The sequence below is a fragment of the Sporomusa rhizae genome, from assembly GCF_041428845.1.
Lineage (GTDB): Bacteria > Bacillota > Negativicutes > Sporomusales > Sporomusaceae > Sporomusa > Sporomusa rhizae.
On record NZ_CP156925.1, the window covers coordinates 4,731,563 to 4,756,735 of the forward strand.

The window sequence follows — 25,173 nt, forward strand, 5'->3', positions numbered from 1 at the left end:
TTTAATGTCTTCCCATACTGGGCAATCGTCTATAGCAAACATTATACCATAGAATACATAATTATGTTACAATATAGTAAAAAAAATGTAATTATAAGGAGCCTTTGTATGAATATTTTGGAGCTTAAGCGCAAAGTTTGTCAAGAAATTGACAAAAATAGCGAAAAGATCATTGGATTGGCAAAACAAGTTGCTCAGCATCCGGAGATGGGTTACAAAGAGCAGAAAACCTCCCGGGCTGTTAAAGATTTCTTCAAAGAAATCGAGCTTAAGTATCAGGACAATCTGGCTATTACCGGTGTTAAAGCGAAATTAAAAGAGGCAAGCAGCGGTCCCAACGTCGCCGTTTTAGGTGAACTGGATGCGGTTCTCTGTCCTGACAGCCCCTTTGCCGATCCAGCAACAGGTGCTGCCCATGCCTGCGGGCATCATCTCCAGCTAGGGGCCATGTTAGGCGCCGCTCTCGGTCTCAAACTGAGCGGTATCGGCGACCAGCTTGCAGGAAATGTTACCTTTATGGCCGTACCTGCCGAAGAATACGTGGAAATTGCCTATCGCATGAAACTCCGCGAAGAAGGAAAAATCCATTACCTTGGCGGCAAACAAGAGCTCATCTATCGCGGTGTTTTTGATGACATCGATATGGCCATGATGATTCACTCTCAGAAAGAATCACCTGAACCTGCCGTAATTATGGGAGATTCCAGCAACGGCTTCATCGGTAAAACCATTCAGTACCTGGGCAAAGAAGCCCATGCCGCCGAAGCTCCCTCTGAAGGAATTAACGCCCTCAATGCCGCGATGCTTGGTCTCATGGGAGTTCATGCCCTGCGGGAAACCTTCCGTGACAACGATATTGTCCGTGTCCACCCCATTATTACCAAGGGCGGCGACTTAGTTAACAGCGTCCCTGCCGATGTCCGCATGGAAACCTATGTCCGGGCCAAAACCATGAACGCGATTGATGCCACCCACATAAAAGTAGACCGTGCTTTACGGGCAGGCGGCGATGCGGTCGGTGCTAAGACCATAATTAAAACCCTCCCCGGCTACCTCCCACTTGACTGCCCGAAAGCCTTTAACGATTTGTTCTTAGCCAATGCGTCCCAATTCGTAACCCCGGAAAACATTAAGCATGCCGGCCATTTCGGCGGTTCGACCGATATGGGAGACGTATCCCATATTATACCGACAATCCACCCTTATATCGGCGGTGTCATCGGTGCCCTCCATACCCGGGATTTCAAGGTAGCAGATTATAATGCCGCCTGCGTACTTCCCGCCAAACTCATGGCCATGACAGTGATTGACCTGCTGGCGGATAATGCCGCACACGCCAACTCCATCTTAAAAGCCTTTCAGCCAGTAATGACTAAGGAAGAATACATCAAAAAACTAGACGGTTATTTTGCCGAAGAATAAAAGTAACAATAGTATAAGAAAAAAAGAGATAACCCTTTGGTCTTTAGTAAGACCGGGGGTTATCTCTTTTATCGGGTAATTTGCTCAATGCTCCGGACATTGGCGACAACTTCCTGACTGGAAACGATTCTATTTTATTATTCAGCAGTTTGTTCATTGCGGTAGTATGGGGTGTATTCCAATAATTTGGTTTTCGGACGATTGGCATCCAATAATTTAAACAGCACCGCAAAATCAGTATTGTTGTAGATTGGTATGCGCCGCAGTAAGAATTCGTTGTCTTGCTCGGGTTTATTCAATCCCGGCAACACGGTAAAGGCCGCTTGATAGCCTGCAGCCTCGGTAGCTTCCCAAGCATCAAGAGTAAAATAGCCAAAAGGATAAGCAAAAACATCAACGTCTTTCTTAGTAACCCATTGAATCAGTTTTTTAACGTCTTCCATTTCCCGGTACAAATCTTTGCCTTTAAGAGTCGTTAAGTCCCGGTGGGTAAACGAATGACCGCCAAAATAAATACCGTTGTCTGACATTTCTTTGATTTGCTTTTGTGATAACCGCATCTCCCGGTCAACATTGACACCAGTCATAAACACTACAGCACTGAAACCAACCTGCTTTAGTATAGGAAATGCCTCAGTGTAGTTGTCTTCATAACCATCATCAAAAGTAATCATAATCGGTTTGGGCGGTAGGGTAACCGGTTCCTGCCGCATATAAGCGATTAACGTTTTCGGTGATATTGTCTCGAATCCGGCCTGTTTTAGCATTGTCATCTGCCGGGAAAACTCGTCCGGTGTCACTGTCAGACCCGGCAAATCGGTCTTGTCCTGACTAACGTGATGATACAGCAGCACAGGTATTCCATTATTATATTGAGCTGATGCAACAGATACGGTAAAAACAAAGATAACTAGCAAAAACAAACAACCAACCTTACGAAATGCTGCGATACGATCACCTTCTAAATAATTTTCATCCGATGACTAATCCGCTCTAAGACTCCCGCTTATCCAAGTGGGAGTTATACCCCTGCGGGCACAGGCGAGCGGCTAAGTCCCTGGATAAGGGCGACTAACCTTCAGGTGGGGTTAAAACCCCATCTGAAGCTAAGTCTACTTTATTATGTAACTTGGCTTCAGCTGGCTATAACCTAGCTGAAGCCAATCGTACTTATATTGGATTCATACCCATGCCTAAGACTTCATGCTCGTAGCCCTTTATCGGCGCCCCCATGTTGCCGTACAAGGCTACCGCAATCCATTCACCGTCACCGTCACCACCCGGAATTTTAGATCCCCGTACAATGCAAAATAACAGCCCGGCGCTGCGCAGTATGCTGCCCAGTCCGCCCTGTCCCCTGCACATACCGCTATAAGCTTCTAAAACCGAATGATACAGCGCGTGTTCTTCCCGGTACCGTTGATCGATAAGACCTTCCTTTTTTGCGGCGGTTTCCACTGCGGCAAAAATTTTAGATGAATCCATCGACCCTACTTTGCCTTTGTAAAGCCTGTACCCCAATTCCCGCCCCTTTTTTTGCAGAGCAGACTCGTCCTCGCCGGAGTACATTACCGACAACACTGCCAATTTGCCTAACGTAATATTCTTATCAACATTTATCATATCATGTACCTTTCTTCTTCGTCCACACAACCTTGCCCTTTTTCACAACAGTTTCGACAATATTCATACCGATGTGATAGGGAAGATACAGGTGGGACGGATATTCCAGAATCAAGATATCTGCTTGCTTCCCTGCTTCAATGCTGCCCAACCGGTCGGCACTGTCAATGGCAGCCGCCGCATTAATGGTAAGTGCTGTAATAATTTCTGCCGGCGACATTTTCATATTTAGCGCTGCAAGAGCAATAATTAAAGGAATCGACTGCGTAAAACAACTGCCTGGGTTAAAATCGGAAGCCAAAGCGACAGGTACACCCCGGTCAATCATTTCACGCCCCCTGGCATAGGGTTCCCGTAAGCTAAAGGCAGTAGCAGGGAGCAAGGTAGCCACAACATTTTTTTCAGCCATTTGCGCGATACCCATATCGGAGATATGCAGCAAATGATCAGCCGATACCGCACCAATCTCGGCAGCTAATTCACTTCCACCCAGTTGAACAATTTCATCGGCGTGCAGCTTGCTTTTTAAGCCCAGCTTTTGGGCAGCCAGCAGCAGCTTGCGGGATTCATCTACTGAAAATACACCTTTTTCGCAGAAAACATCACAGAACTTAGCTAAATTGCGCTCGGCTACTACCGGCAACACTTTCTCAATCAGAAAATCAATAAACTCACCACTGTGGCCTTGATATTCGGAAGGAACAGCATGAGCGCCAAGGAAAGTCGGAATAACTTCAACCGGATGCTGTCCGGCTAAATCATTAAGCACTTCCAATTGCTTAATTTCAGTGTCCAGATCCAGACCATAACCACTCTTTCCTTCTACGGTGGTTATGCCCATCGCCAACATATCATCAAGCCGCGTTTTAGCAAGCTCTGTCAATTCTTCCCTGGAAGCCTGCCGGGTAGCCCGTACAGTATTGGCGATGCCGCCGCCGCGTTCCATAATGGCCATGTAACTATCGCCTTTCAGGCGCCAGGAAAATTCCTCCGCCCGGTAACCGCCAAACACAAAATGATTATGAGAATCAATAAAGCCGGGAAGTACACATTTTCCGCCGGCATCAAGTGTTACATATTCTGTGCCTTTTAAAGCAGCTACTATTTGCTCGGTAGAGCCTGTCCGCTCTATGATTCCATCTTCAATTACAACAGCGCCATCTTCAATAATATCTAACTGACTCATGGCTAAACCGGTCTTGGGTGCGCAACCCTGACATGTAATTAATTCAGCCGCATGGGTAATGACCAGTCTCTTCATTGTAGTGTTTCCCCCTTTGGAACTCTCGATACGCTCTTATTATAACATAATAAGTTAGGAACAAGGGCAGTTACTTCCCTTGTTCCTAACACCATTTGCCTTACGGACTTGTTACTAGCTTATTTTTAATGTGCCTACTGCTGTTTCCACTTTCTCTATCATTGTTCTGTTGGCAATCAAATCATAGATTGCTTTAATATCAGGAGAAGGAATTCTATCTTCATCCAAATGAGGTACCGCTTCACGGATGGCTTTGTGCGCAGCACCTGTGCCAACCCCTGGGGCCAGTGGCGCCAGGAAGTCAATGCCTTGTGCAGCCGCTAAGCATTCAATCGCTAGGATGTAGCGGACATTCTCCAGAATTTCCCTCGCCTGACGGGCAGCAATTGTTCCCATACTTACATGGTCTTCCTGGTTAGCCGAGGTAGGAATAGAGTCGGCACTGGCCGGATGAACAAGCACTTTATTCTCAGATACCAGGGATGCTGCCGTGTACTGGGTAATCATAAGTCCGGAGTCTTCTCCGGGATAGGCAGTCAAAAACGGCGGCAGTTCGCTCAAATGAGCGTCAAGCAGGCGATTGGTACGCCGCTCGGAAATATTGCCGAGTTCGGCCAAAGCCAGCTTCAGGTAATCCATAACCAGGGCAATAGGCTGACCGTGGAAGTTGCCGCCGGAAATGGCTTCACCGGTATCAGGCATAATGAGCGGATTATCCGTTGCAGCGTTAATTTCGATAGTCAAGGTTTCTTCTGCCCGCCGGAGAGCATCCTTAGACGCGCCGTGAACCTGTGGCACACACCGCAGGGAGTAGGCATCCTGTACCTTGGAACAGTTAACATGTGATGCAATAATCGGGCTGTCCTGGGTTAGCCGCAGCAGATTTTCGGTGGTGGCCAATTGGCCAAGATGGGCCCGAACAAGGCTAATGCGGGAATCAAAAGCGGTACGGGTTCCCTTCAGAGCTTCCACGCAAAGAGCGGCAGCCACATCGGCGGTTTTCATAAGATCGACGGCATCCTGCCAAACCATACAGCCTACCGCTGTCATAATCTGCGTACCATTGATAAGAGCTAGGCCTTCTTTACCACTAAGCACTACCGGTTTTAAGCCAACCTCAGCTAATGCTTCGGCCCCGGTCATAAGCTTGCCGTTGACAAATGCCTTTCCTTCTCCCAGCATAACTAATACCATGTGAGAGAGCGGCGCTAAGTCACCACTGGCACCTACCGAGCCTTTAGCCGGAACTGCCGGGCAAACCCGCTTGTTTAGCATATTAATCAGCATTTCGACTGAGGAGAGTTTAATTCCCGAGTAGCCTTTGGACAAGGAGTTGGCTCTTAAGAGCATAGCCGACCGCACAACATCTTCGGGCAAACACTCTCCAACGCCGGTAGCATGGCTTAAAATGAGATTGCGTTGCAGCTTTTCTCTTTTCTCTTTAGAGATAAATATTGTACTGAAGTCGCCGAATCCGGTAGAAATACCATAGACCGGAGTTTCCTGTTCCAGAATCTTATCAACAATTTCCCGGCTTTTTATAATTTGGTTACGGCCCTCATCACTTAATCCGACTTCCTCATAACCCCGCGCAACTTTTACTACATCTTCCAGGGTCAATGAATTTCCGTCTAATAATATCATGTCAGTTAGCCCTCCCGCTTTATTAATTCAATTTGGCAAATGCTTTATCGACTAAATTCTTTACTAGCTTTTCTTCTGGAATATAGGGCAGAGTAATATGTCCCTTACCATAGTAATTTTGGTTGTATTCCATGCAGGTTGTAATGGAGTTTTGGTTACGCGCCCAGGAACGGCGGGCCACTCCACCCATTACGTCCCACATCATGGCTGATTTGATAATAGTATCTACCCGTTGGCTGCCGTCTAACACCATGCCAAAACCGCCATTGATTGATTTGCCGATTCCTACGCCGCCGCCATTGTGAAGAGCAATGAGACTCATACCGCGGGCTGCATTACCGGCAAAACAGTGGGTGGCCATATCGGCCATAACATTACTGCCGTCTTTAATATTAGCTGTTTCACGGAACGGTGAATCCGTGCCGCTGACATCATGGTGGTCACGTCCCAGCATAATCGGCCCAACTTCACCATTGCGAACCATTTCGTTAAACTTAAGGGCAATTGCCGTACGGCCTTCGGCATCCTGATACAGAATACGCGCCTTAGTACCAACAACAAGCTTGTTCTTCTCAGCATCCCGGATCCAGATATAGTTATCACGGTCCTGACCACGGCGATTAGGATCAATGCAGTCCATGGCCGCTTTATCCGTTTTCGCAAGGTCCTCGTCACTGCCGCTCAAGCACACCCAGCGGAATGGGCCATAGCCATAATCAAATAATTCCGGCCCCATAATATCTTCCACATAAGACGGGAAGATAAAACCGTCTTTTTCGTCGATACCGTTGCGCGAGATTTCCTCAACGCCGGCATCATATACGGCTTTCATAAAGGCGTTGCCGTAGTCAAAGAAGTAGGTTCCCCGGTCTACCAAAGTTTTAATAAGTTCAAAATGCCGTCTGAGTGACTTATCTACCAGCTGTTTGAATTTTTCCCGATCCGCTGCGAGCAGTTGCGTACGCTCGTCAAAAGTCACACCCTGCGGACAATAGCCGCCATCGTAAGCTACATGGCAGGAGGTCTGGTCAGATAATAAGTCGACCCGGATATGATGAGCAACAGCATACTCCAGCAAATCGACAATATTGCCATGATAAGCAATCGAAGTGGTTTCTTTTTTAGCTACAGCCTCAGCCGCCCACCGGAAAACTTCGCCCAAGTTAGCAGAAACCTTCTGTACCCAGCCTTGCTTATGCCGGGTCTCAATACGCGAGTCATCAACCTCGGCAACAATGCCTACACCATTAGCAATCTCAACAGCTTTCGGCTGAGCGCCGCTCATGCCGCCTAATCCGGAGCTGATGAACAGCTTGCCGCGCAGGTCACCATCGTCGGCTACCCCAAGTTTTAAGCGCCCGGCAGTCAGTAAGGTATTAAATGTGCCATGAACAATTCCTTGTGGGCCGATATACATCCAGCCGCCTGCGGTCATCTGGCCGTAGTTGGCAACACCCATTTGCTCGGCAATTTCCCAGTCTGCCTGGTTATCAAACATTCCCACCATAAGCGCATTAGTGATGATTACGCGCGGTGCCTCGGGCTTGGATGGAAACAGTCCCAAAGGATGGCCTGATTGAATAACTAACGTTTGATCACAAGTTAAAACTTCTAAGTATTTTTTTATCAAACGGTACTGCAGCCAGTTTTGGCACACCTGACCGGTCTCGCCGTAGGTAACAAGCTCGTAGGGATATAACGCAATTTCAAAATCCAGATTGTTATCGATCATTACCTGGAAAGCCTTGCCCTCTATACAATTGCCACGGTACTCGTCAATAGGACGGCCGTAAATTCGGCCTTCCGGACGATAGCGGTAGGCATAAATACGTCCATATTCTACAAGTTCCTGTAAAAATTCTTCTGCTAACTGTTCATGCAGTTCCTCAGGAACATAGCGCAGAGCATTTTTTAACGCAGTTTCCGTCTGACTTTTAGTAAGACGGAAGCCCCGGTTTGGCGCCCGGCGAATTCCAGGAATAAATTCCGGCATCTTAGGCAGCTCGGCATCCAGTTTAATGGTCATAGCATTGGCAATCTGCTTGTTCATATTAATTACCTCCTCGGTTAATTAAAAAGAGGGCAAACTCATTTACTGAGTTTACCCCCTCACATCTCCTGACTCTGGGTAAAAAATCAAATTCAATTATCCATAACGGGAATTACATCCCAGCAGCTCTAACCATCACTTTTCTTCCATATGCTAGTTCTAACTTACCTTCCGCTCTCACAACTCGCAACTATGGAAGGTTCTACTTGCATCATAAGTCAGACACTGGGAAAAGTCAAGCAAAACTATTGACTTATCTACTGCGGAACTTCAGTTGATTTGTCGGTCCGTTTGCTATGAACCAAGAGATAGTACACATAGATGAAAATTATAACCGGGATACCGGTATATAAAACGATTTGTTGTGATTCATCAAAATACAGGCTTAGAATGATACCAATATTCAGTAAGATTGCCAAAACAGGCAGCAAAGGATAAGCCGGAGTCCTGAACACAAGCTGCTCCAGTTTGCCGCCCAGAGCCACAAAACTCTTACGGAAATTGAGCTGACACCAAGCAATGACAATCCAGATTAAACAGCCAGTCAAACCAACACTGGACATCAGCCACAAATACACGGTATCTGCGGCGTATTCGCTAGTAAGCAATGACAGTCCGGACAAGACCAAAGTTACTAATACACCGTAATAAGGAACCCCACTTGCACTTAATTTTTCAAGGAAGCCCGGAGCCTGCTTGTCTTTAGCCATCGACCACAGCAAGCGGGAACAAACATAGAGAGCAGAGTTGCCCGCCGACAAAGCGGAAGTAAGTACAACAAAGCTCATAATAGTCTGGGCTACCGGAATTCCAATCCGGCCAAATACATGAGCAAACGGGCTTTCTAGCAAACCGGCTTCTTCAAAGGGAATCGTAGCAGCAAGTACAATCATGGCAAACACATAGAAGAGAACAATCCGCAGAGTAATACCTTTTATAACCTTCGGCACATTTTTCCCCGGGTCTTCACACTCTGCCGCCGCAATACCCACCAGTTCCGAACCCTGGAACGAGTAAACTACAGCAATCATAGTTAAAAATACTGCCCAGCCTCCCTTGGGAAACAAGCCGCCTTCACCTGTAGCAAAATTAGAAAATCCGATGGCGCCCTCATTCCCGGCAAAACCAAACATTAATCCGGCGCCAGCAATAATAAAACTAACAATAGCAACAACCTTTATACCGGCAAACCAAAATTCTGTTTCAGCATACACCTTAACTGAAATCAAGTTGAGCAGCGCTAACGCTACAGAAAAGATAGCACACCAGATCCATACAGGCACCTGGGGAAACCAGCTATACATGATGATACCGGCAGCCGTAAAATCGGCAGCAATACAAACCGACCAGTTAATCCAGTACAGCCAGCCTACTGTAAAGCCAACTCCTGGGGAAATAAAGCGGGAAGCATAGCTCTGAAAAGATCCGGCTACAGGCATGGCTACCGCCAGTTCACCTAAGCATAACAGCGCTAAATACATGACAAAACCGCCAAATATATAGGCTAAAATAGCGCCGACAGGCCCAGCTTGGCTGATTACCTGGCCCGAACCCATAAATAATCCGGTGCCAATGGTTCCCCCGATAGAAATCATCATGAGGTGACGCGACTTCATGTCACGTTTTAGTCCGGACTTCTCCGGACACATTTGTTCAAGGTCTACTGTTGGTGTTGACATCATACTTTCCCCCAAACTTTTGCAGACTTTTTACTAATGGGTTTACCAATTTCTTTATTGCTTTTTTTGCCCAACGTATAACGGAGTTCATCTGATTTCGTAACTATTGCTGTGAAAAATAGAGCAAGCTGGGGCCTGGTGTTCCCCCTTTCTTATTTTATTTTTTGAACCTTGGCCTAAATAAAACGTTCCATAGTATTTTGGCCAAATAAAAAAGGGCAAAACTCAACTAGAGTCCTGCCCCCTAATATCTAATAGCTATAGGCTTGAAAGAGATTACTTTTGAAATTTTTTGAACTTTAAGTCTATTATAAATTATAAAAATAAATTCGTCAATTATTTTTAAAAAATAGGTTTCGACTATAATTTGGCAACTCGCTCAACATCATTAGCGGTTGTTGCCAATTGCTGCAAAGAAGCCGATATTTCCTCAGTTGCCGCCGCCTGCCGTTCGCCAAGTCCGGTAGTATCAATAACAGTACTGACAAGTGTATTGGTTTCCCTTTGGATGTTTTGGAGAATATCTTTGATATTTTTCACCGCTTCAGCACTATTTACCGCCATTTTGCGAATTTCCTCGGCCACCACAGCAAAGCCTTTACCATGTTCTCCTGCCCGGGCCGCCTCAATGGCAGCGTTAAGACCAAGCAGGTTGGAATTTGCTGCAACATCGCTTACAAAGCGCAAAATATCGTCAGTTTTTTGAATGTCGGATAGCACCCGCTCACCGCTGCTCTTAATATCGCTTAAGCCGCCGGCCAGTCGTGTTGCTGTTTCCGCTAACTCGCCCGAAGTAGCTGACAATTGTTCCGTGGTAGCTGCTATCGTCTGAGAAGCTTCATGCAGCGCGTGCTGAGTTTCTATACTAACGGCGCTAGAAATTGCCCCCAATAATTCCCCATTTTGTATAATCGGCGTGCAGCTCGCTTTAGCGTGAAAACCATACAGCTCAGGCGGCAGCAGCTTGTGAATGCTCCGTTTTGTTTTTAAGCATTCATCAACAGCACCGCCGCTTGCGACCTTGCCGCCGACGGCGGTATTCAGCTTAAATTTTTCCGCATTAAGAAAATACACGATAGTTCCCTGGGCATCTGCAATCATAATACTGCAATCCATGGCATTTAATTTTTGATAAAGCGGAGCCGAATTAATTGCGGCTTCCAGTTGGTTCATATCTGCTTCCTCCTCCAGTTTACTAATATTTTGTCCTGTTAGAAAGTATAACTTTCGCCTGGATAAGAGCAACATCGGCTTCCACCTTCGCCAAAGGCTCGGCGCAAGCCGTGTTTTCTTTATCCTATCGTCTAAAATTCTATATATTTTCTACCAACTATTGGATTTTCCCTTTATGTAATTTAAATATTTTAAATAATTCTTATTTTATTATTGGCTTTGTTCGCATTTAGTGTTGCTGATTAGCGGCATAAAAGAACCGGGCCGGTTGTAAAGAATCTGAGCTAAGTAAAGGCAAATGGTCTCAAATCCTATATCACTAAGAATTGAGACCATTTTTGATTAATAAACCTTGATTAAGTGGGTTGGTCAAGTTCGTACCATATCACCGTCAGGGAAATACTAAGTCCATTCGCGATTTGCGCTGGAAGCCCTACAGGCGAAATCTCTACCGAGAAGCTATGACCAGGCGGAACAATTATTTTTCCTGCAAAGTCAAGGGAAAAATAGCCTAAAGCATGAGTTGTTGCGCTGATAATTGCGCCACCCCCACCGCCAGAAGCACTGGTAACGATCATGGCGCTGTTGTCGGGGAAGCCGTAGTTAAGATTGTTTATAATCATCCCAGGAGAACCAGGCACAGCGTCACGATGTACTGTTATATCTATAGCCGCGTCGCTTACATTCGGACTGGCGGGAATAAGGCGACTGCCGCCCAAAACCGAATCTACATACATAATTCTTCCTGTTCCCGGCGGGTTAGTAATTACTACAAAAAAAGTTGCATCAACCGCCGTGCTGAATCCAGTTTCAGACGAAAACAGCCGGCCTATCTGTGATTGGGTGCTGGCGCTGGGCGAAGTAGCAAGTACATTGTTCTCATCGGTCCGAATGGTGCGGATTACTCCAATAGGGTCCTGCCCACACGTAAGCACACTGTCGGTCGCGCAGGACAGCGCGCGGTTTTGAATGTTTTCCAGTTCGTTTAGCAAGATGCAAAACAGAATGTTCTTTTTCGTGTTTTCACTGCACTTATCTAAAGACTCAATAACTTCGTCTGTTATCCTGTTAATTTTTTTCAAACAGGTAATAATGCCTTTCAGTGTTGGGTCCAGGCATGCAAAGTTTATGCGGGAATCAATGTCATCCATATACATCCCCCTTTTTGTCTGATTAATCGCAATGGTGTTTCTACATAATATGCAGACATAAAGGAAAAAGGGAATGAAAGAGCAGCTCAAAAACTCAAATGGACATTAAAGCCGTAACAGTCTCTCTCTCATTATTCATCGGACTAACGATGGCGTTAAAATAACCAGTTGCTAAACTATAAGGGCTGTAAAAACTTATTGCTAAGTTTTCACAGCCCTTATGTTTATAGTTACGTTTTATTGCTCAAAATAGTCTTTGTAGTGATATAGCGCCGGCGAGCCGCCGGTGTGGACAAACACCACATTTTGGCCTTTCTTAAATTGCCCTTGGCGAATGAGCCCAATCAGTCCGGAAAACGTTTTACCGGTATATACAGGGTCTAGCAAAATCGCTTCCGTTCTTGCCATCAATTCCACAGCTTCCACCATTTCCTTAGTAGGCAGGGAATAGCCTGGTCCAACATAGCCTTCAACACATTCCACAAATTCTTCAGGGAAATCCAAACCTAACCGCTCCGCCGTTGCTTTAGCATCCTTATAGATTAACGGACGCTGAGTCGCATTTGGCCTGCTGATATTAATGCCGACTACAGGAATGCCGGTGTTATTGCCCCAGAAGCCAACTGCCAGTCCCGCATGGGTGCCGCCGCTGCCGCTTGTGCAAACTACACAGTCAATAGTTAGCTCTTTATCGAAGGCCTGAGCAAGGATTTCTTCGGCGCAAGCCACATAACCCATAGTTCCTACGGCATTAGAACCGCCGCCGGGAATAATATAAGGGTTGCCGCCTTGATTACGGACGTCCGCAGCTACTTTTTCCATAGCCTCCATTAGATCAGAACCGCCTGGCACAACTGTAATTCCGGCTACTCCCATTAGCTGAAACAAAAAGTTGTTGCCTGACGCTTTGGCATTATAACTGCCGGGAACCCGTTCCTCCAATACCAGGTAACAACGCAGCCCTTCTTTACAAGCAGCAGCTAAAGTTAAGCGGCAGTGATTGGATTGAACGGCACCGCAGGTGATGAGGGTGTCTGCCCCCTGCGCCAATGCATCAGCGACCAAGAACTCAAGCTTCCGGGTCTTGTTGCCGCCACCCGCCAAGCCAAGCAGATCATCGCGTTTAATCCAGATGTTTGGTCCGCCCAGTTCCTGGGTCAGACGAGGCAAAAATTCTAACGGCGTTTGTCCTTCGGTATACCGGCGGCGTGGAAATTGTGAAAGATTCATTTTCATTTCCCCCTTATTTAAACTGGCTTTATCCTGTAACTTCATCCACTCTGAAGCCAAGTTCCAAATAGCATCCCCCGCTGGAATTAACCCCGGGGAAGCTATGCCTGCTTTATCTAAAAACAAGTATAGATTATAATTAAAAATAAGAAAAATAAATTATCCTGATATTTACGATAACTCATTACTTATATGAATTGTTTTCTGTTTTTGGGGGAGGGGAATTTTTTGGATCAGTCCTTGTTCATCTTTGTCACTGTCGTAGAAAAACAAAGCTTTACCCGAGCCGCCGAAGCCTTGCACATGACGCAGCCTGCCGTTAGCCAGTACATTCAAACACTGGAAAGGAACACCGGTGCAAAATTATTGGACCGCAGCAATAAATATGTTCAATTAACCAAAGCAGGTGAAATTGTTTACCATCATGCCTGCGAAATTATTGGTCTTTATACACAGATGAAAAATTTAGTAGACGATCTTATGAACAAAGCCAGTGGTGATCTGACCATTGGTGCGAGTTATACCTTCGGCGAATATGTACTACCCTATGTTATCGCCTACTTGCAGGCACATTATCCTCTGATAAAGCCCAAAATTACTATCGCTAATACCAAAAGAATTTCCGAGTGGGTAGCCGGGCGTCAGTTGGATATCGGCATCGTGGAGGGTAATGTTCAGCAGCATAGTTTGGTCATCGAACCGTTTGCCGATGATTTGCTGTATATAGTGGCTTCACCTGGTAATCCCTGCGTTATCCGAGACCCTAAGGATATATCTGATTTAAAGAACCAAACCTGGATCGTGCGTGAACCCGCATCGGGAACCCGCGAGGCCACCGAAAAAATGTTTTCCGAACTAGATTTTCACCCCGAAAACTTGATGGAGTTTGGCAGCATTCAGATTATTAAAGAATCCGTCCAGGCCGATCTAGGGATTACCCTTTTGTCGCACTGCGCCATCCAAAAAGAAATATCCCTCGGTATCTTAAAGATAATAAATGTAGACGGCACACCGTTTTACCGAAAATTTTCACTGATAACACCGGATACCCGCTTTAAAACAAAAGCAACATCCATCTTTACCGACATACTGCGTTCAAACAAAGGGTTGCCGGGCTTCTTCGGCAAACCAATCTGTTAACAAGCATCCTAAACCCTAAACCGCTGCAAACAAAAAAGTCTGCGAGAAACCAGCCATACGTTTCTCACAGACTTTTGTTTTTTTGCCATCAGGTTAGTTTTCCCTAATGACAACCTCCGCAGCAGCCACCACAGCTTCCTTTGCCAATATCGCAGCCGGCCGGGGCATTCTTGGCCATCTGAGCCGGGGCAGTTACGGAAAGCACTTTGGCCAAGGTATCCTGCCCGCACTCAGGGCAGGTAATACCGGCATTGGCTGTCCCTGATTTTTGCAGTAATTCGACTACTTTTCCGCACTCTTTACAAGAGTATTCATAGATAGGCATAACTACAATCTCCTTTATTAAAAATGATAATAATTTAGCTATTATTCGTAGCCCGCGAGCCTCCTATAGACAGATGTTATGCTAGCGTAGGCTGCAAAATGTTCAGCATACAGTTGCTCCAGCCACTGAATTAATTCGCTATGATCTTCCTGTCGCATAACAAACTCTAATAGGCGGTTAAACCCAATCTGGTATTCTTCAGCGGCAACGTAGACCCCAAGCAGCTTCAGCATCGTTGAGAGAGAATGACCGGCAACTACCTGTTCTAAGGCTTCTTCCGCCAGTATCTCCCGTATATCGTTATGCTCACTCAGGCCGAGCAGAGCCTCGAACCAAGCGATACATTTAGTTTCATCGGCAATATCGCCTGCCAGCAGTTGTGCCTCTAATTGCTTTAGCGCTTGTACAACAGCGTCATTTTGGGTAGCAGCTTGCGCCTGTTGCTGCCGCTGCTCACTCTCCAGTTCTATAAGCACACCAGCCAGTTTTTCGGAGAAAGTGTTATTCTCAAAATCCCAAACCCGGCAAAACACCCGCCTGGCACTAGGATCATAAACCCAAATTTCTCCATACGTCCGCTGCTGTTCCTGCACAAATTGCCGGTCGCCCATTTCAGTAATGGATAAGTTCGCTTCCTCAAGGTCTACTCCCTGACCTTGTTTTGCGAATATATAATCGGCCTGTTCCCGACTTAGCTGAAAATGCTCACGCTTTGTCTGCTCTTCCCGATGGCGGCAATAGCGAAAAACAGGCGGCTCGCCTTCCAGGCAAATTTTGTCCGCATTCTGCCGGCAGGGCTCCACGATCCCATACTGAGCATTTACACTTACTCGAAGTTCGGTCCAAAAGGCCAGCGGGATTTGTGTCGTTTGACACTTTTGCTTACCTTCCGGTAAATCATAGATGACATCCCCGCCGGCAGGGCTTGCGGTTACTAACCCCTGCCGCACTAGTAAACTAAGACACTCTTTAACCAAAACTTCGTCCAGCTTTAGCAATCCGGCGATACCCAGCAGAGTTTTAAGCTCCGGTAATCCGCTGCCAATGCATTTAATAATAAATTCCTCAACAAGATGGCAGCGCCGGTATCCGCTCACCTTAACCGCAATGGTGAAAATGGCAGCAGGCAGTGTCCATTCCCGGGCTTCCTGAAGGACTAGGCCTGGTTGCGCAGAAACTACATCCTGGGCGATGCTATCAAGTTCCAAGGATTTTTGTTCAACAACCCAGCCCACAGTTACCCTCCTGCCCAACAAATTTATTCTACTACCAGAACCTTTTTCCCGTAGTACATTGCCAACAGCCGTTGCGATGGATTACTAGCATTTACGTTATCGGTAATTATCACATCATATTCATAAGAAATTTGCGTAAACGCCAGGGTATCAACATCAGCAAAGGTCATCCCCATTACGTTAGCATGAGTAATATATAACGGAGTTATGCTCCTCTTTTCGGCATTTGATGCTTGGCTCAACCGGTTTAGCCATTCTGCCGTTAAAGAAAGTTTTGTTTCATTAAATCCCTGTAAAGTTTCTTCTAACTTCACGGTAAGGACGGCAATGGGCTCGTCAATAGTTCTCTGATCACAAGTCAAAACTTCCAATTGAGTCTTCGACATTTCAATTTCATCCTGCAATTCATCCAAACGCCGACTGCTGTTCGACAGGGTGCTGTCCTGCAGCTGTAACTGCTGTTCGATTGCCGCAAGCTGGACGGCTGCCGTATCCAAAGCCTGTTGATATTCTGTGTGTTCTGCTGTACTTATTGCCATAAGAGCCTGTTGCTCTATAGCCAATTCACTTTCCTGCTGCTTTAGTTCGGCTTGCGCCTGGCCTAGAACAGCCTCCGCTTGTTCTAGGCATTGTTTAAAATTGAGCTTCTCGGCGGCCGCCTTCTCCACGATCTGGGCTGCCAAGGTTTGGGGATTGCCGAAGTCTTGCAATTGCCGTGACATCGCTGCCAAATCGGCCTGAATTTGATTATAGGTTTGCTCTACCGTCTGCCCGCAGGCCAAAAGATGCTTATAACAAGCCTCATAGACACGCTGAGACAGATACCGGCACTCCATTAAAACAGCCTCAATTTCGGCCACTGTATGTTCATAAATAGTGTTCGGCGAGTCTACCAGTTGTTCCATCGCCTTAGCCCTTACCACTAACTCAAATAATTTTTCCTTCCACTCTGTACAAAACCCTAGCTTAGTCAATACTTTTGGCGGCGATGACCACAACAGTTCAACCGTCGCTTCATGAAGCCGGCTAAAACTTTGATAACTGGCAGATACGTCCCGGATATCTGATTTAAACAAGCTTGTCGTCCAGCCATATTCTTCTGCCGTTTCCACTATGACCTTTACGATCTCATGAAATTCATTTATTGTAGTTTTCCCTATGGAAATAAGGTCAGACTGCCGTTCTTTAATACTATGTATCTTGTTTTCTAACAGAGCAATGTCCTGATTCAAAATAGGGTTCACCGGCGCCTGCTGTTGCTGATAAACTTCCAGCGCAACTGCCGCAAGTTCATTTAAATAATGCTGGTATTGCCATAACGTCATTATCTGCTCTTCCTGGCTTTTGCCGGACAAATTAATTTCATCCGGTTGTTGTGCAGTAAGCATTTCAAGACATTTGACCAGCTTCTTCTTGTCTCCTTCCAACCGCCTGAGCGCATAACGCCGGTCAGCAATAGCCTCTTCCAGCCGGCCGCTCTGTTCGCCCAAAGCAACGGCCTGAGATAAACGGGCCAGCTTAATCGTTAAATCGTTTTTCGCCGCCCTGTTTTGGGCAATTACTGTTTCCGTTTGCTGCTTGGCCGCCTGCAAACTATCTATTTTTTGCTTAAGCATGGCAATTGTCTTACTGCTTTCCGGCTGGCTCATCACGATAGCTTCCTGCTCAGCTTGTACACCTTCCTGCCGTTCACGCAATTGACGATAATTTTGCTGTTCCTGCTCAACCAGTTCGGCTAATTCCCGCCACTGTTCCTCACTTGCAGCAAGTTTGGCCGCAGTATTAACGTATTCTTCGCCGATTTCACTTTGGCGTTTGGTGAGCTTGTCCAGTTCCAGACGCACGCTGTCGGCTTGGTCCTTACTATCGCGCATAACCAGCAAATCTTGCCGGCACTGTTCTGCTACCTGACTAAGCCAAGCGTCTACCACTTTATCTTGGGAAAAAGTCAATGCGTTCTCTTCCGCATTACCGGTACTCCCCAAACGCAAAGCTCTGAGTTGGCAGTTTCTTACCAAATGCCCCGATACCTTTTCTATTACCTGCGCCGCTTCGGATATAACCAAAGTTTTATAACCGCGTTGGGCCTGCTGGTAACTAAGCTCGGCCATCGCTATGGCCTTATCGGTCCCTGGCGGCCGTTCAACAAAACGCACGTTCTGCACTGCCAAGGCCTCGCCATTATCCATTTGGCCTGCATCCGGGGACAGTATTAATGTGTCTGTTAAGTTAACGGAAGCCACAATACCTAACCCCTTCACCGCCTAAGATTATCGACATCCGACGCACAGGTGCAGCTAGAATCCTATTCTATTATTAAATTACTAATTCCTTCACTAAAACGCCTATTTCACTCCAATATTGCAGAATTTTGTTTAAAATCGTCAGGGATACACTAATGGCCGCAATCCTGTCAGATTGCGGCCGTTAATCATGCTCCTGCTATTTCATGTCGCTGCTATACACCAGTTTTCCGGCAAAGAAGGTCATAGTAACCTTGACTTTATCAATATCGATGGGGTTTATTGCAAATAAATCCTGGTCAAGAACAACAAGATCAGCCTGTTTCCCCACGGCAAGCGATCCTGTCTGACGATCCATACATAGAGCGTAGGCGCCGTTACTAGTAAAGCTCTTAAGCATATCAGCCACCGAAACGCGCTCTTTCTTATTTAACAGATATCTGTCATCATCCATATCGGTTATATCTTCTACCCCAAAATTACGGCCGCTATAAAGATTGCGGGTAACCCCTGTATCAATCGCATACATTGGATAGGGTACAGGGGTAATAGAGTAATCCGAGGAGGAGGCAATAACAACCCCCTGGTCGACAAACGATCTGAGCGGATATTCCTGTTTTGCCCGCTCGCCAATTATCCGGTAATCGACATTCTGCCACCAGTTAGGTCCCTTAAGATGCCAGTAAGGCTGAACACTGGCAATAACATTCAGACTTTTAAACCGGGGAATATCATCCGGATGCACAAGCTGCAAATGGGTTATCGCATTACGCATATTAGCTGAACCAACCTTACTTTGTGCAGCTTCAAACGCATCCAACACTTCTCTTGTCGCCGCATCGCCTGTTGAGTGGACGTGAATTTGCAAGCCATACTCATTTGTCAGGCAAAATGCATCCTTAAGCCGGTCCCATTCCCATAGCAAACTGCCGCAATACCCCGCCGCCTTGCCTGCCTCCGGGGCATAGGGCTCTAATAGATAGCTGGTTCCACCTTCCACGACACCATCAGCAAAAAACTTAGCTGTCGTTATTTGAAAATAGGGCGAATGATACTCTTTCCGCCATTGGTCAATAGCCGCCAACTGACTCGGCACATCTTCCTGAGGATTTACCGTTATGGCACAGCGGACATTGAGCGCCAGTTCGTCTCGTTTTCTAAGGTCGTCCCAAGCCGTAAGCATCAGTTGGTTGCTCCGGCCCATAATGGAGAGTATACCGGTAATGCCGTAGCTGTGCATTCTCCGCTGGAAGGCCTTCATGCCCTGTACAGTTTGTTCTAAAGTATAGCTGGGCTGTCTCACCAGCGGGATAGCCGTTTCTTTTACTGTACCCCACAGTTCGCCGGTACCATCGTCTTTTTCAATACTGCCGCCTTCAGGCGACTCAGTTTCACAGGTAATGCCGCTGATTTCAAAGGCTTTGGAATTAATCCACCAGCTATGTCCGTCCATAGCTCTGAGTATTACCGGGATATCCGTCGCCACTTCGTCAAGGTGTTCTTTGCGTGGACCTTTACTCGCCTCAAGCCCCGTAAAAGCACTCCACAGCCAGCCCTGGCCGTATAACACTTTTGTATCCGGATTCCGGCTGATAAAGCTTTTCACAGCTTGTTGATAACCTTCTATCGTGTTAATTCCGAATAATTGCACCTCATATAGTTCGGACAGGGCAATTCCCGGCGGGTGAATATGACTGTCAATCATTCCGGGGATAACCATTTTGCCCTGCAAATCAATTAGTTCCGTACGGTCACCAATATTTTCTGCGATTTGGTCCTCGCTGCCCACAGCCACAATTTTTCCGTCCCGGACAGCTATGGCCCGGCATACGGTATCCGCTGAATCAGCCGTATAAATTACCCCGTTTTTTAGTACCATATCGGCAAAGTATGCCTGGGTCATGTTTACACCACCTAGTTTTTCTACTTAATCTACTTTGATATGCTATTTTATCTCATAATCAAAACGAATACTCCCATGACTTAATTCGGCTAGACCTCTCCCGATTCCAGGCAGGCTGCCGCCTTACCGGCCTTAACACTGTGCCAAACTACCAGAGCAGCGCCTAACAGCAACAGCCCTGTCAGCACAAATACAGCTTTTATTCCCGCCAGCGAACTAATAACACCGCCGAAAATAGGTCCAAACATTGCTCCGAGCATGGTGGCGGTCGTTGTCAAGCCAAAGGCGCGGCCACGAAAATCCAAATTGGTATTGGCTACAACCATAGCATTAATCGCAGGCAGAACACCGGCAATAAATAACCCGAAAGCAAACTGAATAATACTAAATTGAATAATATTAGTAACGGCAAACTGCAACGAATTAATCACCCCGGCGCCACCAAGCCCGATAATCAGGGTTGTGGCAAACCCCAATCTTTGACCAATCCGCCCCCATATCGGCGCCGCTACAGCGCCGGCAATACCGGCTAATCCCAGGATAAAACCGGAAGTTAATTCTGCGCCCTGCAAATTCCCCTGCAGTTCAGTGATATATAACGTAATCAATGGCTGTAATACCATGGCCGTCATCTGAACAAGCAATAGGAGCGACAACAGCTTAACAAGCTTCCGGTTAGCCCATGCCGCCTTTAAATCTTCTCTAATGCTGCCGGCTTTGGCCGGAGCTGTATTTACCGGCTCTTTCACCAACACGAGAATTGCCACCGTCGCCAAAAAGATAATGAATGCCGCAATAACAAAAGACTGCCGCATTCCATACACATGCGATAATACGCCGCCCAGTAACGGCCCTAATATGCCGCCAGTCAACAAGCCTGTTTGCATGAATCCCAGGCTGGATCCCATCTTATTCTCGGGTACACTTGAGGAGACAATGGCAAAAGACGCCGGTACAAAGCCGTTGGCTACACCCTGCAGAATACGCATACCTAACAATTCATAGGGATTTCTTGCCAGTGAACCCAGAAAGTAAACTACCGCCAAACAAAACCCAGCCCGCATTAGCATCTTCTTCTTGCCCAGCCTGTCGGCCTGTCTGCCCCAATAAGGTGCAAGCACGGCTGCAACCAGAAACGTTGAGGAAAATATAAGCCCTGACCAGACTGTAACTTCACTTTGGCTTACGCCTAACTCAAATAAATATAGTGGTAAAAAGGGAATAACCATGGTATAGCTTGCTCCCGATAAAGCTACCCCCAGACATAATACCCATAAATTGCGTTGCCCAATCATACTGCCACCTCTTTAAACAATAGGAAAACTTATTCTATTATACTACTTTCTGTTAGACAGCACTAGGAATTCTAAACCTAGTCTCCTCCCATATTTCGGTTATTTCGCCAAAATAGTTCACAAACTGAATATTTTATGATACTTTTATAGTATATTTGCGTTATTATATATATCGCTCTGAGGAGTCATAATGAAAAAATCAATTCTCGCCAAGATGACCAAAGAAATACGGGAGTCTGAAGAAATACCATTAGATACAATTCCCGATATCGAATTATACATGGAACAGCTGCTGACATTTCTCAACCAACACTTGAAAGCCATCGTCGCCAAACCCGATGTTCCTGTCTTTACGAAAACAATGGTAAACAACTACACCAAAGACGGACTACTAATTCCACCCAAAAATAAAAAATATACCAAGCAACATATCCTTTTGTTAATATTGATTTATAATCTCAAGGGAATTTTGTCCATCAGCGATATCAAACGCTTGTTTGAACCTATTTTGCGGGATATGGATACCCCTGACGATGATTTACTCCCATTAGAAGATATCTACACCACTTATCTTGAGCTTACCGAAAAGCACCTCGCCGAATTTAATGAAAACTTTGTCCAGAAGCTATCCTTCATTACCGACAAAACAGCCCATCTGGAGGGTGAGAATAACGTTAACGACGCCCAGCTTTTCCTAAGTGTCCTCCTGCTTGTCTCGCAAGCCAGTTTATCGAAAAAAATGGCCGAACTCATCATTGAGACTTATTTTGCTAAAAAAGACAAAATTCCTGACACAGCTCTTCCATCGGACCATGAACTTAATGGTGTTTTCAAAAGCCCCGAAAAATAAGCTGTGAAATAGTGAAAACTCTAGCCCAAGCCGGTTGCGGCCTGACTAGAGTTCCTTTTTTATAGTCCCTAGATCACTTCATTAACGGCAAAGCTGTTGTTACAATTTAATATATGCGACTAAAATTACAATGGTTCCCGCATAATTTTTTCAGCTATCACGACATCGGCAGGAAGCAAATTATAGGCCATTACATTTTCCGGCATTACCCATTCGACCGCATTATGCACAACGGTCTTTAATTCACCGCCAATAATCCGGGCTAAATAAGCCTTAAGCAAAATTTGCCCGGATGAATAATTGTAACAGCTATCGCAGAAATGCCGGTCTATGGCAATATCCAAACACAATTCCTCTCTGATCTCCCGCACCAGGCAAGACTCCGGCGTCTCCCCCTCTTCCAGCTTTCCGCCGGGAAACTCCCACTTAAAGGCCTGCGGATCATCCTGCCCCCGCTGGCACAACAAAATTTTTCCATTTTTCATCAATATCGCCGCTGTTACAATTTTTACTTTACAACTTGCAGCCATCGTTTCCATGAATCGTACCCCCTATTTTAACTAAATTCAATTTTTTGTAAAACACAAAAGGGTTATTCCCGTTTCCAGCAGAATACATTATATACATGTTTTGGAAATTAGAAGGGAGAGTGTTTTGGTCATGTTAAAGCAGCTTTATCAGCAAAAAAAAGCGGAGAAAGACAACGCAGCTGCAGGAACGGAAAAATTGCGGGGCAGACAAGGTTTGCGGAGATTGAGCAAAGCTAAAAAATTATCCCAAAGTTAGTCAAAACACCGTCAGGAGCAACGCTGACGGTGTTTTCAACCTTTTTCCATGGAAAAATACACCTACTCCTAATTACTAAATTTATGCTAAAATAGAAATTATCCGTGACGAACCCGCTTTAAGACTCAGAGCGTCTTCCTGCACCCTTCGGAGTAGGTTAAGGAGCAGGAAAGTCCCTGGATAAGGACGACTAACCTTCAGACGGACTTAAAAATACCGCCTGAAGCTAAATCTACTTTATCTTTAAGAAATGAGGAATTCGATGTTTAAAAAGCTAATTACTCTATGTACACTTATTATTATCCTCGCAGCAAACCTAACAGTCAACGCTGCGCCCGCACTAGAAAAAGAAATAGCCGGCGACCTCCGAAACTTTAACGGGCAAGTTGGCGTTTATGCCAAAAACGTAAAAACCGGACAAACCATTCAATTTAACCAAGACAACGTCTTTCCTACCGCCTCTACCAGCAAATTAATTGTGGCATTGGCTACTTACAAATATCTTTATCCCAAAGCCGCGGTTGATAAAAGATCCGAGTACGATGATTACATAGACAGTATGATTCGGGTGAGTGACAACGATTCATTTCAGTCATTACTTAACGAATTTGACGCAACCCCGGGAAATTACTTAGGCAAAGTTCAGCAGGATTTACGCTTAAGAAAGACCAAAATCCACGATGAACAAGCCTACAAAACATATGACTATCACAGCGTCACCACCCCCTATGAAATGGCCAAAGTCATGGAAACCATCTACAACGAAAAATATCTTGAAAAGAAGCAACTCGTAAGATTAAAAGATAATTTGTCCAATACCATCTTCCAGGATGAAATTCCCCGCTTTATGGAAGTACCCGTTTTTCATAAGGTCGGCGAACTGGATGACGTGCTTTGTGACGTAGGAGTAGTTCAAGACGGCCATGATCCCATTTTAATTAGTTTTTACACCCGCACCAGCGACCACACTTATTCCAGCGATTTCATCGCTAAGGAGTCCGCAAAACTGTATAACGCGTTACGGAGGAAATAGAAAAAAAGCCAGCACATGCTGGCTTTTTTCTATTTCCTCCGGCTTAACCTTCTACACCAATTTTTTTAGCAATAATATAATTCACTGCATGCTGATGAGGAATGCCTGACGAATTACAGTCGATAATCTGCTCTCCACAAAGAAGTATTTCCCAGTCGTAGTAATACCGTGCCAAGTCACCAGACAGATAGAAAAACTCATCCTTATCCCAATCTGGAGCCGTCCGAATAAATGGCTTTTCAACAAAAATCAGGTGAGCATTAAGTCCGCCGGGTTTCGTTTGCCGTTTGTATTTTTCAAAATGGCTGTGTCTTAGCTCCAGCGGCAAGAATTGCAAGGAACCCATCGAATAGATTACATCATATAAGTCGGTGAGTTCATAACCGATCATATTGGCATGAACAATATTGACCGTACAGCCTGCCCTATTGCTATACTGCCTAATCTTTTCTGTTCCGGGCATGGATCGTTCCAACGCAGTAACCTCAAAACCGCAATTGGCAAAGTATATGGCATCCCGCCCTTCCCCGCTGCCGATATCCAACAGCCGTTTGCCGACTTGGCTCCCCTCTAGAATTTCCACAATCTGTTCCGCAAGCCAGGAAGGCTGTAATCCCCAATAATAGTCCTCTTTCTTATATTCCCCATCATAAGGACTTATTTTGTCCGTTAGACGGTCTCCCGTCAACAGATGATCAACAGACACCCCAAGGGTCGTTGCTAACAGTGGCAACAAACCGATATCAGGCAACGCACTGCCTTTCTCCCATTTCGAAACCGCTTGGGGAGTAACATTCAAAATCAGACTGATTTGTTCCTGTGTATATCCTTTATCTTTTCGCAATAAGGCAACCCGGTGCCCAAACCTGTTATCATTAGCCATAGATAATCTCCTTTTGCAAACTATCAGTACTGACACTATAATTGTAGCTTTGATTACACGCTAAGTCTATCAAATAGTAGTTGAATATTTAGCAAAGAAATTCAACTAACAGTTGAATTTTCGAAGAAGCAATGATGGCATTTGAACAAGAAAAGATGTCACTGCTGTTTCACAAAGCTGAAGATATATGAATAAGATACTTTAATCTGTAACATCTGGCTGAAGTATTACCCAGGAAATATACCTG

General features: G+C 45.7%; 20 protein-coding genes. 4 read left to right on the forward strand and 16 right to left on the reverse strand.

Features of this window, described 5'->3' with window-relative positions; genetic code table 11:
• Positions 1-108 precede the first annotated feature (108 nt).
• Positions 109-1,422 (forward strand): amidohydrolase, encoded by a 1,314-nt coding sequence (locus SRRS_RS22145; protein ID WP_371363571.1) that lies wholly within the window; start codon positions 109-111, stop codon positions 1,420-1,422.
• A 137-nt stretch (positions 1,423-1,559) separates the two neighbouring features.
• On the opposite strand, the gene SRRS_RS22150 is transcribed toward SRRS_RS22145, so the two are convergent.
• The 9 genes from SRRS_RS22150 to SRRS_RS22190 all read right to left on the reverse strand — a co-directional run bounded on the left by SRRS_RS22150 (position 1,560) and on the right by SRRS_RS22190 (position 13,233).
• Complete coding sequence (locus tag SRRS_RS22150) at positions 1,560-2,339, reverse strand: polysaccharide deacetylase family protein (RefSeq protein WP_371363572.1); 780 nt, start codon at positions 2,337-2,339, stop codon at positions 1,560-1,562.
• A 253-nt stretch (positions 2,340-2,592) separates the two neighbouring features.
• Positions 2,593-3,045, reverse strand: a complete 453-nt coding sequence (locus tag SRRS_RS22155; RefSeq protein ID WP_371363573.1) for a HutP family protein — start codon at positions 3,043-3,045, stop codon at positions 2,593-2,595.
• A 1-nt stretch (position 3,046) separates the two neighbouring features.
• Positions 3,047-4,306 (reverse strand): imidazolonepropionase, encoded by a 1,260-nt coding sequence (hutI, locus tag SRRS_RS22160; protein ID WP_371363574.1) that lies wholly within the window; start codon positions 4,304-4,306, stop codon positions 3,047-3,049.
• A 114-nt stretch (positions 4,307-4,420) separates the two neighbouring features.
• A complete protein-coding gene (gene hutH / locus SRRS_RS22165) occupies positions 4,421-5,950 on the reverse strand; it encodes a histidine ammonia-lyase (RefSeq protein WP_371363575.1) in 1,530 nt (509 codons plus the stop codon).
• A 22-nt stretch (positions 5,951-5,972) separates the two neighbouring features.
• Positions 5,973-8,000, reverse strand: a complete 2,028-nt coding sequence (locus SRRS_RS22170) for a urocanate hydratase (RefSeq protein ID WP_371363576.1) — start codon at positions 7,998-8,000, stop codon at positions 5,973-5,975.
• A gap of 257 nt (positions 8,001-8,257) precedes the next feature.
• On the reverse strand, positions 8,258-9,679 hold the full coding sequence (locus SRRS_RS22175; RefSeq protein ID WP_371369912.1) for an amino acid permease: 1,422 nt from the start codon (positions 9,677-9,679) through the stop codon (positions 8,258-8,260).
• Positions 9,680-10,039: 360 nt separating this feature from the next.
• A complete protein-coding gene (locus SRRS_RS22180; RefSeq protein ID WP_371363577.1) occupies positions 10,040-10,852 on the reverse strand; it encodes a methyl-accepting chemotaxis protein in 813 nt (270 codons plus the stop codon).
• A 356-nt stretch (positions 10,853-11,208) separates the two neighbouring features.
• Positions 11,209-12,003, reverse strand: a complete 795-nt coding sequence (locus SRRS_RS22185; RefSeq protein WP_371363578.1) for a hypothetical protein — start codon at positions 12,001-12,003, stop codon at positions 11,209-11,211.
• A gap of 237 nt (positions 12,004-12,240) precedes the next feature.
• On the reverse strand, positions 12,241-13,233 hold the full coding sequence (locus tag SRRS_RS22190) for a D-cysteine desulfhydrase (RefSeq protein WP_371363579.1): 993 nt from the start codon (positions 13,231-13,233) through the stop codon (positions 12,241-12,243).
• A gap of 228 nt (positions 13,234-13,461) precedes the next feature.
• Here SRRS_RS22190 and SRRS_RS22195 point away from each other — a divergent pair, with 228 nt between their 5' ends.
• Positions 13,462-14,373, forward strand: a complete 912-nt coding sequence (locus SRRS_RS22195; RefSeq protein ID WP_371363580.1) for a LysR family transcriptional regulator — start codon at positions 13,462-13,464, stop codon at positions 14,371-14,373.
• Between the two features lie 103 nt (positions 14,374-14,476).
• Here SRRS_RS22195 and SRRS_RS22200 read toward each other — a convergent pair whose 3' ends face one another.
• From SRRS_RS22200 to SRRS_RS22220, 5 genes are all read right to left on the reverse strand, one after another.
• Positions 14,477-14,698: a zinc ribbon domain-containing protein gene (locus SRRS_RS22200; RefSeq protein ID WP_371363581.1), complete on the reverse strand. Its 222-nt coding sequence runs from the start codon at positions 14,696-14,698 to the stop codon at positions 14,477-14,479.
• Between the two features lie 41 nt (positions 14,699-14,739).
• Positions 14,740-15,933: a hypothetical protein gene (locus tag SRRS_RS22205; RefSeq protein ID WP_371363583.1), complete on the reverse strand. Its 1,194-nt coding sequence runs from the start codon at positions 15,931-15,933 to the stop codon at positions 14,740-14,742.
• Between the two features lie 23 nt (positions 15,934-15,956).
• Positions 15,957-18,176: a hypothetical protein gene (locus SRRS_RS22210; protein WP_371363584.1), complete on the reverse strand. Its 2,220-nt coding sequence runs from the start codon at positions 18,174-18,176 to the stop codon at positions 15,957-15,959.
• A gap of 199 nt (positions 18,177-18,375) precedes the next feature.
• Complete coding sequence (locus SRRS_RS22215; protein ID WP_371363585.1) at positions 18,376-20,079, reverse strand: amidohydrolase; 1,704 nt, start codon at positions 20,077-20,079, stop codon at positions 18,376-18,378.
• An 89-nt stretch (positions 20,080-20,168) separates the two neighbouring features.
• Complete coding sequence (locus SRRS_RS22220) at positions 20,169-21,374, reverse strand: MFS transporter (RefSeq protein WP_371363586.1); 1,206 nt, start codon at positions 21,372-21,374, stop codon at positions 20,169-20,171.
• A gap of 190 nt (positions 21,375-21,564) precedes the next feature.
• Here SRRS_RS22220 and SRRS_RS22225 point away from each other — a divergent pair, with 190 nt between their 5' ends.
• Positions 21,565-22,224: a DUF1836 domain-containing protein gene (locus tag SRRS_RS22225; RefSeq protein WP_371363587.1), complete on the forward strand. Its 660-nt coding sequence runs from the start codon at positions 21,565-21,567 to the stop codon at positions 22,222-22,224.
• 125 nt (positions 22,225-22,349) lie between these two features.
• On the opposite strand, the gene SRRS_RS22230 is transcribed toward SRRS_RS22225, so the two are convergent.
• The gene (locus SRRS_RS22230) at positions 22,350-22,763 is read right to left on the reverse strand and encodes a (deoxy)nucleoside triphosphate pyrophosphohydrolase (protein ID WP_371363588.1); all 414 of its coding nucleotides are present in this window, start codon (positions 22,761-22,763) and stop codon (positions 22,350-22,352) included.
• A 509-nt stretch (positions 22,764-23,272) separates the two neighbouring features.
• Between SRRS_RS22230 and SRRS_RS22235 the strand changes: the two genes are divergently transcribed.
• The gene (locus SRRS_RS22235) at positions 23,273-24,043 is read left to right on the forward strand and encodes a serine hydrolase (protein ID WP_371363589.1); all 771 of its coding nucleotides are present in this window, start codon (positions 23,273-23,275) and stop codon (positions 24,041-24,043) included.
• A 43-nt stretch (positions 24,044-24,086) separates the two neighbouring features.
• Here the strand turns inward: SRRS_RS22235 and SRRS_RS22240 are convergent, their stop codons facing one another.
• The gene (locus SRRS_RS22240) at positions 24,087-24,926 is read right to left on the reverse strand and encodes a helix-turn-helix domain-containing protein (protein WP_371363590.1); all 840 of its coding nucleotides are present in this window, start codon (positions 24,924-24,926) and stop codon (positions 24,087-24,089) included.
• Between the last annotated feature and the right edge of the window lie 247 nt (positions 24,927-25,173).

Excerpts from the sequence above, each read along its gene's own strand:
- SRRS_RS22145 (WP_371363571.1), top strand. The coding sequence starts at position 109 with ATGAATATTTTGGAGCTTAAGCGCAAAGTTTGTCAAGAAATTGACAAA.
- SRRS_RS22155 (WP_371363573.1), bottom strand. The coding sequence starts at position 3,045 with ATGATAAATGTTGATAAGAATATTACGTTAGGCAAATTGGCAGTGTTG.
- hutI (WP_371363574.1), bottom strand. The coding sequence starts at position 4,306 with ATGAAGAGACTGGTCATTACCCATGCGGCTGAATTAATTACATGTCAG.
- hutH (WP_371363575.1), bottom strand. The coding sequence starts at position 5,950 with ATGATATTATTAGACGGAAATTCATTGACCCTGGAAGATGTAGTAAAA.
- SRRS_RS22170 (WP_371363576.1), bottom strand. The coding sequence starts at position 8,000 with ATGAACAAGCAGATTGCCAATGCTATGACCATTAAACTGGATGCCGAG.
- SRRS_RS22175 (WP_371369912.1), bottom strand. The coding sequence starts at position 9,679 with ATGTCAACACCAACAGTAGACCTTGAACAAATGTGTCCGGAGAAGTCC.
- SRRS_RS22180 (WP_371363577.1), bottom strand. The coding sequence starts at position 10,852 with ATGAACCAACTGGAAGCCGCAATTAATTCGGCTCCGCTTTATCAAAAA.
- SRRS_RS22185 (WP_371363578.1), bottom strand. The coding sequence starts at position 12,003 with ATGGATGACATTGATTCCCGCATAAACTTTGCATGCCTGGACCCAACA.
- SRRS_RS22190 (WP_371363579.1), bottom strand. The coding sequence starts at position 13,233 with ATGAATCTTTCACAATTTCCACGCCGCCGGTATACCGAAGGACAAACG.
- SRRS_RS22200 (WP_371363581.1), bottom strand. The coding sequence starts at position 14,698 with ATGCCTATCTATGAATACTCTTGTAAAGAGTGCGGAAAAGTAGTCGAA.
- SRRS_RS22215 (WP_371363585.1), bottom strand. The coding sequence starts at position 20,079 with ATGACCCAGGCATACTTTGCCGATATGGTACTAAAAAACGGGGTAATT.
- SRRS_RS22220 (WP_371363586.1), bottom strand. The coding sequence starts at position 21,374 with ATGATTGGGCAACGCAATTTATGGGTATTATGTCTGGGGGTAGCTTTA.
- SRRS_RS22225 (WP_371363587.1), top strand. The coding sequence starts at position 21,565 with ATGAAAAAATCAATTCTCGCCAAGATGACCAAAGAAATACGGGAGTCT.
- SRRS_RS22230 (WP_371363588.1), bottom strand. The coding sequence starts at position 22,763 with ATGGAAACGATGGCTGCAAGTTGTAAAGTAAAAATTGTAACAGCGGCG.
- SRRS_RS22235 (WP_371363589.1), top strand. The coding sequence starts at position 23,273 with ATGTTTAAAAAGCTAATTACTCTATGTACACTTATTATTATCCTCGCA.
- SRRS_RS22240 (WP_371363590.1), bottom strand. The coding sequence starts at position 24,926 with ATGGCTAATGATAACAGGTTTGGGCACCGGGTTGCCTTATTGCGAAAA.